Source organism: Streptomyces sp. AM 4-1-1, from assembly GCF_029167625.1.
GTDB lineage: Bacteria > Actinomycetota > Actinomycetes > Streptomycetales > Streptomycetaceae > Streptomyces.
This window is the reverse complement of record NZ_CP119145.1, coordinates 261,055-274,313: the sequence shown is the minus strand read 5'-3', so window position 1 is coordinate 274,313 and position 13,259 is coordinate 261,055. Positions and strand designations below refer to the sequence as shown.

Here is a 13,259-nt window from a genome sequence, read left to right as displayed (position 1 = left end):
GCCGGGCCTCCGGGGAGACCGGGCCCGGACCTGTCCCGGCCACCGCGTCCCCGCCCTGTCCCCGGCCGGGGACGCGCTGCGGGGCTTTGCGCCGCCGGAGGCGGACCTCCATGACCGCCCGCACACGGTCCCGCGCCCTCTCCCGTGCCGGCGCGGCGGAACCGTCACCGGCCGTCAGTCCAGAATCCTCACGGAGTCGCCGACCCTGATGCGCCCGGTCCCCTCCGGGATCAGATTCTGGCCGAACAGCAGGCCCAGCTGGAACCTGCGGTGGCGGGCCAGGGTGCGGAGCGGTTCCTTGCCGCGCTCCGCCGTGCGCTGGTCGGTGGTGGTGATGACGCAGCGGCCGCTGGGCTTGGCGACCCGGAAGGTGACCTCGCCGACGGCTATCCGCCGCCAGTCGTCCTCCGCCCACGGAGCGGTGCCCTCCACCACGACGTTCGGCCGGAACCTGTTCATCGGCAGCGGCCCCTCGTCGGGGTGGTCGCCCTGGGCGATCAGCGAGTTCAGGGCGTTCAGCGAGGCCCGGGTGGTGAGGAGCAGCGGATAGCCGTCGGCCAGGCTGACGGGCTCTCCGGGCAGCGAGTACACCGGGTCGATGAATCTCCGGTGCCGTGGCGCGTCGAGATGGACCAGCCGTACCGGGGCGCCGAGGCGGTCGCTGAGCCACCCGTGGGCCGCCTCGGCCGCCTCGACCACCTCCAGCTTGTCCCTGTGGAGCGTCACGGTGACCGTGCCGACCGGTGCGGGCACGGCCACGGTCAGCGGCGCGCTCCCCGGCGCGGACAAGGTGAGACCACCGTCCGGGAGCCGCATCGCGGACAGCAGGGCCATGCGCGGCTGCTGACGCTGCGTCACCACTGTGCCCGCCGGATCGACCAGCATCCAGCGTCGGTCGCCGTCGAGTCCCCATGGCTCGACGACGGCCTCGTCGGTGGCGCACGCCGCCAGTGATTTGACCGGGTGGACGCGGATCGCGCGCAGCACTGGAGAAGGCATGGACACATCCTGCCAGCCGACTCGGTCCGCCCGCGGCCGATCACCGGCAGCCGTCCGGGCGCCGGCCGTACCGGAGCTGCCGCTCAGTACCCCCGGCCCTGGTACGGGCGGTTGTACGGGTCCTCGTACGGCGACGGCGACGGCGCGGGAGCGGGCCGGGGGGCCGCGGGCCGCATCGCCTCGTACCCCGTGCCGGTCGCGGGCCGCGGCTGCTGGGGCGCGGGGGCCGGGTAGCCGCGGCCGCCGCCCTGCTGCTGCGGAATGTACGGCGCCGGCGCGTGCTGGAGCTGCGCGGGCTGCGCCGGCTGCATCGGCGCGGGCTGCTGCTGGTACGCCTGCTGCTGCGGATAGCCGTACGCCGGGGCCTGGTACGACGGACCCGACGGCAGGGCGGGCAGCGCCGACGGGAGGGCCGGCAGGTAGCTGTTGCCGGGCTCGTACGCGGAAGGCACCCGAATCGGGGCGATCTGGGGCGTGCCGCGCTCCGCGACCAGCGAGTCGTAGATCGGGGTGTCGGCGAACGACGGCGCGGCGTAGTAGCCGCCACCGTAGGTGGAGCGAGGGGAGGTCATGGCACCTAAGTTAAGCCCACGATGTGCCGGTTGGGGAGCCCGATAAGACGGTTGTTTTACGGGTTGTGGGTGGGTGACTATCCCCAATGCGAGCGAACTTGGGAAAATGGGGCGCCACGATGCATCATGATCGCGTAAAGGCGACTTCAGGGAGACTGTCGCGGGTCGCCACGCGTGACGGGCGCATCACCGGGAGTTCCGTGGCGCTCCTGGGATTAGGTTGGCGTCGAAAGTCATCGACAGCCGGACTCACGATGGGGGCGAGCATGACCATGCTAAAAGGAACCAATGTTCCGGTGCCGACACAGGCCGTGCGGGTCGAATTGGGGTGGCGCACCTCACCGGGTACCCCTGATGTCGACGCCTCGGCACTCCTGCTCGTGTCGGGAAAGGTGCGCGACGACGCGGACTTCGTCTTCTACAACCAGCCGGCGCACGGTTCGGGCGCGGTGCGCCACGACGGCAAACGGACGGAGCGGGACGCCGTCACCGACGGTCTCACCGTGGACCTCGCCCGGGTGGAGCCCGTCGTCGACCGCGTCGTCCTCGCCGCGTCGGCCGACGGAGGCAGCTTCGGACAGGTGACCGGTCTGTACGTACGGATCACGGACGCCGCGAACGGCTCGGAGATCGCCCGCTACGACAGCGCGGACGCGACGGTCGAGACCGCGTTCATCCTCGGTGAGCTCTACCGCCGCCAGGGCGCCTGGAAGTTCCGCGCGGTGGGCCAGGGGTACAGCACCGGACTCGAAGGTCTCGCGACGGACTTCGGCATCTCCGTCGACGAGCCGCAGCAGCCGGTCCCCGCGGCCCCGTTCGCGACGCCGGCTCCGCCGCCCCCGCCCGCCGGTCCGCCCGTCGCACCGCCCCCGCCCGGGGGCCCGCCGGTACCCCTGGCCCCGCCCGCCCCCCACGCACCCCCGGCGCCCCCCGCGGCCCAGCCAGTCCGGCTGACCAAAGTGACGCTCACAAAGGAGGCCCCGTCCGTCTCGCTGACGAAACAGGGCGGCACTTCGGGAACGCTGAGCGTCAATCTCAACTGGGAAGTGCGCAAGCAGTTCAAGGGCTGGGGAGCGAAACTCGGCAGAGCGGTCGCCATGCACGGCGATCTCGACCTCGATCTCTGCGCCCTGTACGAACTGACCGACGGAAGCAAGGGCGTCGTGCAGGCACTCGGAAACGCTTTCGGCTCTCTCCGGCAGCCGCCCTATATCCATCTCGACGGGGACGACCGCACCGGCGCCGTCTCCACGGGTGAGAACCTCACCGTGAGCCTCGACCACAAGGACCGTCTCCGCCGCGTCCTGATCTTCGTGACCATCTACGAGGGCGCCCGGAGTTTCGCCGATCTGCACGCCACGGTCACCCTCGAACCCCAGCACGGCGCGGCGATCGACTTCTCGCTCGACGAATGCACCGTCCCCTCCACCGTCTGCGCGCTCGCGCTCCTCACCAACGACGGCGGAGACCTCACCGTGCAGCGCGAGGCCCGCTACCTCGTCCCCGAGCGAGGCGTGAGTCCGCAGCGCACCATCGACCAGGCATACGGCTGGGGCATGAACTGGACCCCCGGCCGCAAGTGACGCCCCGCCCGACGCGCCGGACCGGCGCGCCGGGCGCGCTCACCGGTCCGGCGCGGCCTCCGGGCGGGCATACGTCCGCCCCTTCCAGGCCGCGCCCCGGCCGCGGTGGTGCTGGACCGCGGAGTCGACCGTCATCAGCAGGTACAGCACCGCCGTGAACGGCAGCAGCGGCGCCAGCCACAGCGACTGCCGGTAGTACCCCAGCATCGGCATGTACGTCCCCGCCATCACCACCCACGCCGCGCCTCCGGCCCACGCGGCCACCGGATCGTCGCCCAGTACCCCGAGGACGAGTGTGACGGGCGGCGCGAGGTACACCAGCGCCAGACCCAGCACCGTCCCGAGGAGCACCGGCGGACTGTGCCGCAGCTGCGCGTACGCGCTCCTGGAGACCATCCGCCACAGATCGGCCAGCCGGGGATACGGCCGTACACTGTCCACCCGCTCCGCCAGCCCCAGCCAGATCCGTCCGCCGGAGCGCCGCACCGCACGCGCCAGCGACACGTCGTCGATCACCGCCTGCCGGATCGACGCGGGCACCCCGGCCCTGACCGCCGTCTCGGTGCGCAGCAGCACACAGCCGCCCGCCGCGGCCGCCGTGCGTCCGCCCGCCCGGTTCACCCAGCGGAACGGGTACAGCTGGGAGAAGAAGTACACGAAGGCCGGCACGACGAGCCGTTCCCAGACGCTCGCCACCCGCAGCCGCGCCATCTGCGACACCAGGTCGAACCCGTCGGCGCGGTCCGGGCCCGCGGCGGCCACCAGTTCCCGCAGACTGTCCGGCTCATGGGCGATGTCGGCGTCCGTGAGCAGCAGATACCGCGGCTCCCCGGCCTCCCTGGCACGCGCCAGCGCGATGCCGTGCCGTACCGCCCAGAGCTTGCCCGTCCAGCCGGGCTCCGGTTCGCCGGGCGAGGCCACCGTCAGCGGCAGCCCCCCGCACCGCACGGACAGCCGCCGGGCGAGGTCCCCCGTACCGTCCTCGCTCCCGTCGTCGACGAGGAAGATCTCCGCCTCGCCCGGATAGTCCTGGGCAAGGAGGGACGGCAGGCCCACCGGCAGCGTCTCGGCCTCGTCACGCGCCGGGACGACGATCGCGACCGACGGCCAGTGCGCCGGGTCCGTCCGGCGCGGCAACCGCTGGTCGGTACGCCAGAAGAACCCCTGCCCCAGCAACAGCCACACCCACGCGGCCAGCGAACCCACGGCGATCCAGGAAACGGCGCTCATCTGCCGCAGTCTGCCCCACTCCCGCGGGACCGCAAGGGCGGTCGACTATGGTGAGCGAGTGAAGATCGCGCTCATGGACTCCGGAATCGGTCTGCTCCCGGCCGCCGCCGCGGTACGCCGGCTGAGGCCCGACGCGGATCTGGTGCTCTCCTCCGATCCCGACGGGATGCCCTGGGGACCGCGTACACCGCAGGACGTCACCGCGCACGCGCTCGACGCCGCCCGGGCCGCCGCGCAGCACCGCCCGGACGCCCTGATCGTGGCCTGCAACACCGCCTCCGTGCACGCGCTGCCCGCCCTCCGCGCGGAGCTGGAACCCACGCTGCCGGTCATCGGCACCGTCCCGGCGGTCAAGCCCGCCGCGGCGGGCGGTGTGCCGGTCGCCATCTGGGCCACTCCCGCCACCACGGGCAGCCCGTACCAGCGCGCGCTCATCCGTGACTTCGCGCAGGGCGTCGCCGTCACCGCCGTGCCGTGCCCCGGCCTCGCCGACGCCGTCCAGCACGCCGACGAGGACGGGATCGACCGGGCTCTCGCCGCCGCGGCCGCCCTCACCCCGCCGGACGTCCGGACCGTCGTCCTGGGCTGCACCCACTACGAACTCGTCGCGGAGCGCATCCGAGCGGCCTTGCGCGGTCCCGGTCGGGCCCCCGTCGTCCTGCACGGTTCGGCCGGAGCCGTCGCCGCTCAGGCACTGCGCCGGATCGGGGCCCGTCCCGCCCCGTCGGCCGAACCGTCCTCCGCGCTCACCGTCATCCTCAGCGGGCACGTCCGTGAACTGCCGGAGGCCGCTCTGGCCTATGCCGAGGGCCGTCTGCTGAAGGCCATGAGCCCCGCCCGCTGAGGGCTGAAACGATACGGCGGACGCCGTCGGGTCCGTGCCCGGCCCGCGGAACCTGAGTACGCTTCCTCCCATGAGGGACGACCCCCGAACCCCGTCGCGCCCCGTCTCCGGGGCCCACCCCGCCGTCTGGACCGGTCGCGCCACCAACCGGGTGCAATGGCTGCTCGCGGCGGCGGGCGCGGCCTGTCTGGCGCTCGGGATCGAACTGGCCGTCGACTCCTCCTGGACCGGTGGCTCCGTCGCGCTGCTGATGTCGGTGACCGGCTGTGTCGCGGCGGGACTCCTGATGCTGTTCGGCACACTCGCCTTCGTCCATGTGGCCGTCCGGGTCGACGGGGACGCCCTCGAAGTGCGCTGCGGGCACATGGGACTGCCGCGTCGCCGCATTCTGCTGACCCACGTGGTGGGCGCGGACTTCGAACCCAGGGTCACTCCGCGTCAGTGGGGCGGCTGGGGCTACCGCTGGCGTCCCGAGCAGGGCACCGCCGTGGTGGTCCGCAGAGGAGAGGCGCTGGTGGTCAGGCTCGGCGACGGCAGGACGTTCACCGTCACCGTGGACGACGCGGAGGCCGCCGTACGGTTCATCCGCGCCCGGCTGAGGCTGCGCCCCGCCGGCAGACCCGCCGACGCCTGAACCGCGACCGGAGGCATCACCGGACCGTGGCACACGGCGCCCGGATCAGCCGCCCTCCCGGGCCGTCACACCCCCGCCCCGGGCCGCGGCGGGCGACGCCCGCACCGGCCGGGGACGCGGACGGCGGACCGCCGTCCGCACAGCCGCCCACCGTAGACTCCGGCAGGTGAGCGCCACCATCACCTCTCTCGACACCCCGCAGCCCACCCCCGCGCCCCGCGGCAGGCGGCTGCCCCCGAGGCTCGTACGGCCCGCCGCGGCCGTGCTGTCCGGTGCGCTGCTGTACCTGAGCTTCCCGCCCAGGCCCCTGTGGTGGCTGGTACTGCCCGGATTCGCCCTGCTCGGCTGGTGTCTGCACGGCCGCGCGCCGCGCGCCGCCTCCGGGCTCGGCCTCCTCGCCGGACTGGGCTTCATGCTGCCGCTGCTGCACTGGACGGGAGAGGACGTGGGCCCGGTGCCGTGGCTGGCGCTGGCGCTCGCCGAGGCGTTGTTCGTCGCGGCCGGCTGTGTGGGCATCGCGGTCGTGTCACGGCTCGCCGCGTGGCCGGTGTGGGCCGCCGCGGTCTGGACACTGGACGAGGCCGTCCGCTCCCGGGTCCCGTTCGGCGGCTTCTCCTGGGGCAAGATCGCGTTCGGACAGGCGGACGGCGTCTTCCTGCCGCTCGCGGCGGTGGGCGGCACCCCGCTGCTCTCCTTCGCCGTGGTGCTGTGCGGTTTCGGGCTCTTCGAAGCGGTACGCCAGTTCCGTACGTACCGCGCGACCGGTGAGGTGCCGCGCGCCGCCGCCGCGGTGGCGGCCGCGACCGTCGTCGTCCCCCTCGCCGCGTCGCTCGCCGCGTTGCCGCTCGTCGACGACTCCGCCGAGGACGGTACCGCCACCGTCGCGGCGGTCCAGGGCAATGTGCCGCGCCTGGGACTCGACTTCAACTCCCAGCGCCGCGCCGTCCTGGACAACCACGCCCGCCGCACCGAACAGCTCGCCCGGGACGTCAGGGCGGGCAAGGTGGCCAGGCCCGACTTCGTCCTGTGGCCGGAGAACTCCTCCGACCTCGACCCCTACCGCAACCCCGACGCCCGGACCGTCATCGACGACGCGGTGAGGGCGATCGGCGTGCCCACGGTCGTCGGCTCGGTGATCGAGACCGACTCCGGGACGCTGCGCAACACGCTGATCCAGTGGGACCCGCGCAAGGGCCCCGTCGCCACCTACGACAAGCGGCACATCCAGCCGTTCGGCGAGTACATGCCGATGCGGTCCGTCGCCCGTGTCTTCAGCTCCGACGTCGACCGGGTGGAGCGGGAATTCGTACCGGGCCGCCAGGTCGGTGTCTTCGACCTGGCGGGCACCTACGTCGGCCTCGTCACCTGTTACGAGGCGGCCTTCGACGACGCCGTACGGGACACGGTCACGCACGGGGCCCAGATGATCGCCGTACCGAGCAACAACGCCACGTTCGGCCGCAGCGAGATGACCTACCAACAGCTCGCGATGTCCCGGGTGCGCGCCGTCGAGCACAGCCGCACGGTGGTCGTCCCGGTCACCAGCGGCGTCAGCGCGGTCATCCGCCCGGACGGCACGGTCGTCAGCAGGACCAAGGTGTTCACCCCCGACGTGCTGGTGAACGAGGTGCCGCTGCGCTCCTCGCTCACGCCCGCCACCCGGATGGGCCCGCTGCCCGAAGGAGTGATCGCGCTGGTCGCCGTGGCCGGGCTCGGCCTGGTGACCTTCCGGCGCGTACGGGAGCGACGCCGGACGGCCACCGACACGCAATAGGGTCGGTTCCATGCCGACTCCGGACTTCATCCGCGACATCAGGGCCACCGCGGGCCATCAGCTCCTCCTGCTGCCGGGGGTCTCCGCCGTCGTCTTCGACGACGCGGGGCGGGTCCTGCTGGGGAGACGCTCCGACACCGGCAAGTGGTCCTTGATCGGTGGTATCCCCGAGCCGGGGGAGCAGCCCGCGACCACCGCGGAGCGGGAGGTGTACGAGGAGACGGCCGTGCACTGCGTCGCGGAACGGGTCGTCCTCACCCAGGCCCTGAAGCCGGTGCAGTACCCCAACGGGGACCACTGCCAGTACCTCGACATCACCTTCCGCTGCCGGGCGACCGGCGGCGAGGCCCGGGTCAACGACGAGGAGTCGCTGGAGGTGGCCTGGTTCGAGCTCGACGCGCTCCCACCGCTGAGCGACTTCGCGCTGCTGCGGATCAAGCAGGCCACGATGGAAGGACCTGCCTGGTTCGAACACACCACCGGGAGACGCTGACGGGTGGTCCCCGGCGGTTCGCCGGGGGCGGTGAGGGCGGCCTTCAGCGGGCCGGTGGACCGGCCGACCTGGATGAGAGCGGCCCGGTCGTCGGCGCGGGCAATCGGTCCGGGGGCACGGCGCCCGCCCTCCTCGTCGTCGGCGGCCGGGGAGAGCTGGGCGGCCCAGGTTTCCCCAGCCCCGTGCTCAGCAGCACGCGCGCACCGCTCCTGGGACCCGTCGGCCGGGGGCGAGCGCGGGCCCGTGCCGCTTCGCGCCGAGGCCCGGCAGGTCACGAACGGTGGCGACCGCCGTCACACGGACCGCGGGCCGTCCGGCTCCGGGGCCCGTCCGGTGAGGCAGTACACGCCGCCCGCCGGGTCCCGCATGACGATCCAGTGCTACTCGTCCGCGACGAAGGACGCCCCGCGCTCCTCGTGCCACGCGCGAACCGCGGCCGGGTCGGAGCAGGCCAGGTCCAGGTGGCCGGACGCGGGGCGGTCCTCGTCCAGGCGCTGGACCAGGAGACGTACCGGCAACTGCGCCGGTGGTGCGAGCGAGTGGAATCCGTCGCCGGCCCCCGGGCGGGATTGCCAGCCGGTCAACGCCGCCCAGAACCCCACCTCGGCGTCGAACGCCCCCGGTGCGACATCCACACACACCTGGTCCGGTCGCGCGACACCGTCGCCGGGACCACCGAACACCGGCGGCCTTCGGCGCTGTCCACGCCAAGCCACGACGCAGAACGGCATACCGCCGGGGGAGCGCAGCACGGTCAGCCCCGGCCGGCCGGCCACCACCGCGGCACCGAGCGTGGCGGCACGGGTCGTGAACACCGACGGGTCCTCCACCGCGAAGTCCATGTGCGCCCCGGACGGTCCGCCCACGGCCTGCGTGGCCAGACAGGCGTCCGCGGCCTCCGGCTCCAGCGTGGTGAACTCGCCCCGCTCGCCCCACGGCGCGGACGGATGCGTTCCGGTGACCGTGCTCCAGAAGGCGGTCGCACGCGCCACGGCGGGTGCCGGCCGGTCGATGAAGGCGAACGTCCAGCCGATCACGCCGGTCCTCCTCGGGTCTGTGGCTTTCCGAATTCTCGGACCCACCGGGGTCCGCCGGGACCCACCGGGGTCCGCCGGGACCCACCGGGGTCCGCCGGGACCCACCGGGGTCCGCCGGGGTCCGCCGGGCTCTCCGCCGGTGACGGCTCCCGGTACCGGCGATCCGGCCCGTCAGGTACCCAGCAGCGCCGAACCGAACCAGTCCGACGAGTCCCGGACCCCCGGCAGCGTGAGGAAGTAGCCGCCGCCCGTCGTGGTGATGAAGTCGGCGAACGGCTCGCCTTCGAGGCGTCGCTGCACGGTGGCGAACTGGCGGCCGATGTCCCGCTGGTAGCAGCAGAAGACGAGGCCGACATCGAGCGAACCGTCCGGTGCCAGCCCCCGGTCGTAGTTGTAACTACGGCGCAGGAAGAGCGAGTCGGCGGTCTCCGGGGTACGGGGGTTGGCCCGCCGGATGTGGCAGTCGAGCGGGATCGTACGACCCTCAGGGTCGGCCCGGAAGTCCGGGACCTCCGACTCCGTCCGGCCGCCCAGCGGCGCACCGGTCGCCTTGTGCCGGCCGAGGAACCGTTCCTGCTCCGGTGTCTCCACCCGGTCCCACGCCTCCGCCCGCAACCGGATGAGCCGGATCACCTGGTAGCAGCCGCCCCGCGCCCACCCGGGCTCCCCGGCCGCGGACCCCAGCCAGGTCAGCCGACGCATCTCACGGGACGAGGAGGTGTCCGGGTTCACGAGCCCGTCCTTGAAACCGATGAACGAGCGGGGAGCCCCGTCCGGCCGGGGCGGGTTGAGGAAGCCGTCCGTGCGCCACCTCGGCCGCAGCAGCCCCCGTGCCTCACGCGTCAGGTCACGCAGGACGTGCAGGACGGCGTCGGGATGCCGCGCGCAGACCTGCACGGACAGATCGCCGTGACAGGCCGAGGGGTCGAGCCGGTCGCCCCGGAACGCGGGCATCGTGGTGAGTCCCACCGGTCTGACGGACCCCAGCCCGAAGCGGTCGTCGAAGAGCGAGGCGCCGACCCCCACCGTGATGGTGAGCCGGTCCTGCTCGGTCGTGAGAGCGGCGACGTCCGGCTCGTCGGGCTTCACCCCGGCGACGAGGGTCCGGGCCCGCCCGGTCAGTCTCCTCAGGAGGTCCGCCAGCTCGTCCCGGGTCCCGGCCCGCACATCGAACGCGGCGAACGCGGCGAACTGCTGCTGCGGGGTGAGGACGCCCGCCTGGTGCTCCCCGTGGAAGGGCACTGCCGCCCCGGCCTCCGGGACGACACCCCGGTGCGGTGCGTCCGCCGCGCGGGCGGCGGACTCCGGGCCGGCCGCCACCGCCCCCGCGAGGCCGGCGGCCCCGAGGATGAATCTTCTCCGCCCCTCCCGGCGAGGGTTCGGGTGGTTTCCGGACGCGTCGCTGCATTTCATGGTGGAGCCTCGTCCATGCGCTTGGGTGACCTGGGTGTGCGGGGAGAGGGCCTGGTTCGGGCGGGCCGTCCCGGACATGTCTTCTCGCCGCCGCGCGAACGGCGCGGCGCGCCCGGGAAATTCATGCGTGTGTGTGCCGGACGCTGCGCCCAACGGCCCTGCGCGGAAGTCCCGTCACCCTCTGATCGGCTGATTACCGACCGTGGAGGACATCTTCCTGCCACCCCCAGGGGAGATACGGGTGGTCTGTCCCCGGGCCCCGCGCAGACACCCCCATGAATTCCGCGATCCGACGAATGGGAGCTCCTCGGTGGAGACCACGGAGACCGCTTTGTCCTGTCCGTTCGACTACGCGCAGCAGCTTGAGTTCGACCCGCAGCTCAAGCAGTTCCTGACCGAGGCCCCCGTGGCCCGCATCCGCATGCCGTACGGAGAGGGCGAAGCCTGGCTGGTGACCCGGTACGAGGACGTCCGGACCGTGACCACCGACCGGCGTTTCAGCCGCAACGCCGTCCTGGGCAGGGACTTTCCACGGATGACGCCGGAGCCGATCGTGCAGGACGAGTCCATCAACCTGATGGACCCGCCGGCCAGCAGCAGACTGCGGAGCCTGGTCGCCAAGAGCTTCACTCCGCGCCGGGTGGATCAGATGAGGGTACGGACCCAGGGGGTGGTGGACCGGCTGCTCCAGGAGATGGCCGACGGCGGCTCCCCGGCCGACTTCGTCCAGCGGATTTCCGCGCCGCTGCCGCTGATCACGATCTGTGAAGTGCTCGACATCCCCGAGGACGACCGGCCCTGGCTGCGCGGCCACGCGCTGACCATGATGAACACGGGCGCGGCGGGCCGGGAGGCGGCCGTCGTCGCGAAGTCCGAACTCCGCTCGTACTTCACGGACCTGACGGCCGAACGCCGGGGCGCCCCCGGCGAGGACCTGATCAGCACCCTGGCCACGGCGAGGGACGGCGACGAACTCCTCAACGACCAGGAACTCGCCGTCATGGCCATGGTCCTGCTGATCACCGGCCAGGACACCACCACGTACCAGCTCGGCAACATCGCCTACACCCTGCTCACCCGGCCCGAACTCGTCGACGCGCTGCGGACCTCACCGGAGGAGTTCCCCCGGATGCTCGAAGAGCTCCTGCGGTACATCCCGTTCCGCAAGGGCGTCGGCATCCCGCGCATCGCCACCGAGGACGTACAGCTCGGCGGGGTGACCATCCAGGCGGGCGACGTCGTGCACGTCTCCTACCTCACCGCGAACCGGGACGGCCGGAAATTCGAGCGGCCCGACGAACTGGACCCCTCCCGCCCCTCCATTCCGCACATGACCTTCGGCTGGGGCGCCCATCACTGCCTGGGCGCCCCGCTCGCCACGATGGAACTGGAGGTCGCCTTCATGTCGTTGCTGGCGCGGTTCCCGGACCTGCGCCTCGCCGTACCGGTGCAGGACGTCCGGTGGAACACGACGTCCATCTGGCGCTACCCGCTCGCGCTGCCCGTCACCTGGTGACGACGAGCTCCGCATCCCCGAACGAGGAGACCCCATGGCGACCCTGTGTCGACCGGCCATCGCTGTGCCCGAGCACGTCATCACGATGGAGCAGACCCTGGACCTGGCACGTGAGACCCACGCCGACCACCCGCAGCGCGACCTCGTTCTCCGGCTCATCCAGAACACCGGGGTCCGCACACGGCACATCGTCCAACCGATCGAGGACACTCTCCGCCACCCCGGTTTCGAGGCCCGCAACCGGCTGTACGAGGCGGAGGCGAAGACCCGGGTGCCGGATGTCGTACGCCAGGCCCTCGACCACGCCCAGGTCGCTCCCGGTGACATCGATCTGATCGTCTACGTGTCCTGCACGGGCTTCATGATGCCGTCGCTGACCGCCTGGCTGATCAACACGATGGGCTTCCGTCCGCAGACCCGTCAGCTGCCCATCGCCCAGCTCGGCTGCGCGGCGGGCGGTGCGGCCATCAACCGGGCGCACGACTTCTGTCTCGCGTACCCGAAGTCCAATGTGCTCATCGTCTCCTGCGAGTTCTGCTCGCTCTGCTACCAGCCGAGCGACGTCGGCGTCGGCTCGCTGCTGTCCAACGGGCTGTTCGGGGACGCGATCTCGGCGGCGGTCGTACGGGGGCAGGGCGGCACCGGCATGAAGCTGGAGCGCAACGGGTCCCACCTCGTCCCGGACACGGAGGACTGGATCGCCTACGCGGTCCGCGACACCGGGTTCCACTTCCTGCTCGACAAGCGGGTGCCCGGCACCATGCAGATGCTGGCCCCGGTCCTCCAGACCCTTGTGGCCGAGCACAACTGGACCGTGGGGGCGATGGACTTCTTCATCATCCACGCTGGTGGCCCGCGCATCCTCGACGACCTGTGCCACTACCTCGAACTCCCCCCGGAGATGTTCCGCTTCAGCCGTCGGACACTCACCGAACGCGGCAACATCGCCAGCTCGGTGGTGTTCGACGCCCTCGGCCGACTGTTCGACGAGGGTGGTCCCGCGGAGGACGCCCAGGGGATGATCGCGGGTTTCGGTCCGGGGATCACGGCCGAGGCCGCCGTGGGCCGCTGGGTGAGCGACAGGACCGGGAGCAGCCGGGTGGCGTCGTCGGAGGCCGACGCCACGCTGCTTCCCCTGGTGGCCACCTGACGCCCGGTCACCCG

11 protein-coding genes and 1 pseudogene are annotated in these 13,259 nt (G+C 72.4%); 7 read left to right on the top strand and 5 right to left on the bottom strand.

Annotation, left to right across the window (positions count from 1 at the left end):
* Positions 1-174: 174 nt before the first annotated feature.
* On the bottom strand, positions 175-999 hold the full coding sequence (locus PZB75_RS01295; RefSeq protein ID WP_275533416.1) for an MOSC N-terminal beta barrel domain-containing protein: 825 nt from the start codon (positions 997-999) through the stop codon (positions 175-177).
* An 83-nt stretch (positions 1,000-1,082) separates the two neighbouring features.
* Positions 1,083-1,571 (bottom strand): DUF6643 family protein, encoded by a 489-nt coding sequence (locus PZB75_RS01290; RefSeq protein ID WP_275533415.1) that lies wholly within the window; start codon positions 1,569-1,571, stop codon positions 1,083-1,085.
* A gap of 254 nt (positions 1,572-1,825) precedes the next feature.
* On the opposite strand from PZB75_RS01290, the gene PZB75_RS01285 reads away from it, so the two are divergent.
* Positions 1,826-3,154, top strand: coding sequence for a TerD family protein (locus PZB75_RS01285; protein WP_275533414.1), 1,329 nt, complete (start codon positions 1,826-1,828; stop codon positions 3,152-3,154).
* A 39-nt stretch (positions 3,155-3,193) separates the two neighbouring features.
* Here PZB75_RS01285 and PZB75_RS01280 read toward each other — a convergent pair whose 3' ends face one another.
* Positions 3,194-4,384, bottom strand: a complete 1,191-nt coding sequence (locus PZB75_RS01280) for a glycosyltransferase (protein ID WP_275533413.1) — start codon at positions 4,382-4,384, stop codon at positions 3,194-3,196.
* 58 nt (positions 4,385-4,442) lie between these two features.
* Between PZB75_RS01280 and PZB75_RS01275 the strand changes: the two genes are divergently transcribed.
* From PZB75_RS01275 to PZB75_RS01260, 4 genes are all read left to right on the top strand, one after another.
* Complete coding sequence (locus tag PZB75_RS01275) at positions 4,443-5,228, top strand: aspartate/glutamate racemase family protein (protein ID WP_275533412.1); 786 nt, start codon at positions 4,443-4,445, stop codon at positions 5,226-5,228.
* Between the two features lie 70 nt (positions 5,229-5,298).
* Positions 5,299-5,862, top strand: coding sequence for a hypothetical protein (locus tag PZB75_RS01270; protein ID WP_275533411.1), 564 nt, complete (start codon positions 5,299-5,301; stop codon positions 5,860-5,862).
* Between the two features lie 166 nt (positions 5,863-6,028).
* Entirely contained in the window at positions 6,029-7,636 is a 1,608-nt protein-coding gene (gene lnt / locus PZB75_RS01265) for an apolipoprotein N-acyltransferase (RefSeq protein WP_275533410.1), read from the top strand.
* A 10-nt stretch (positions 7,637-7,646) separates the two neighbouring features.
* A complete protein-coding gene (locus PZB75_RS01260) occupies positions 7,647-8,129 on the top strand; it encodes an NUDIX domain-containing protein (protein WP_275533409.1) in 483 nt (160 codons plus the stop codon).
* Between the two features lie 293 nt (positions 8,130-8,422).
* On the opposite strand, the pseudogene PZB75_RS01255 reads toward PZB75_RS01260, so the two are convergent.
* Both PZB75_RS01255 and PZB75_RS01250 read right to left on the bottom strand, forming a co-directional pair.
* Positions 8,423-9,166 (bottom strand): annotated as a pseudogene (locus PZB75_RS01255) (VOC family protein).
* Between the two features lie 171 nt (positions 9,167-9,337).
* On the bottom strand, positions 9,338-10,579 hold the full coding sequence (locus tag PZB75_RS01250; protein WP_275533408.1) for a Dyp-type peroxidase: 1,242 nt from the start codon (positions 10,577-10,579) through the stop codon (positions 9,338-9,340).
* A 310-nt stretch (positions 10,580-10,889) separates the two neighbouring features.
* Between PZB75_RS01250 and PZB75_RS01245 the strand changes: the two genes are divergently transcribed.
* Positions 10,890-12,095 (top strand): cytochrome P450, encoded by a 1,206-nt coding sequence (locus PZB75_RS01245; RefSeq protein ID WP_275533407.1) that lies wholly within the window; start codon positions 10,890-10,892, stop codon positions 12,093-12,095.
* A gap of 34 nt (positions 12,096-12,129) precedes the next feature.
* Positions 12,130-13,245 (top strand): type III polyketide synthase, encoded by a 1,116-nt coding sequence (locus PZB75_RS01240; protein ID WP_275533406.1) that lies wholly within the window; start codon positions 12,130-12,132, stop codon positions 13,243-13,245.
* Positions 13,246-13,259 lie beyond the last annotated feature (14 nt).